The sequence below is a fragment of the Pseudomonas sp. SIMBA_041 genome, assembly GCF_046535095.1.
GTDB classification, from domain to species: Bacteria; Pseudomonadota; Gammaproteobacteria; order Pseudomonadales; family Pseudomonadaceae; genus Aquipseudomonas; species Aquipseudomonas mucoides.
The window spans coordinates 1-260 of sequence record NZ_JAWRXJ010000502.1; the positions used below are offsets into that span (position 1 = coordinate 1).

A 260-nucleotide genomic window follows, 5' to 3' on the forward strand; every position below is an offset into this window, starting at 1 on the left:
CGCAGGTCCTGGATTCGGTGCTTACGAATGGAGCACAGGAGCAATAACACCATCCATTAATAATGTTAGTGTTGGAACGTATTGGGTAAAACTAAAAACAGGAGACTGTACTGCAATTCAGACTGTGAAAGTTTATCCTTCAGAGCAACCGGTAATTACAAGTGTTGATATTTCAAGCAATGATGTAACAGTACATGCAATGGGCGGAAGTGCTCCTTACAAATACTCAATGGATAATATCAACTGGCAGGATTCAAATG

1 protein-coding gene is annotated in these 260 nt (G+C 40.4%); it reads left to right on the forward strand.

Annotated features, from left to right (window positions below; genetic code table 11):
* Positions 1-260 (forward strand): hypothetical protein (locus SB725_RS32095; protein ID WP_410923519.1); only part of this gene is annotated, 260 nt, incomplete at both ends.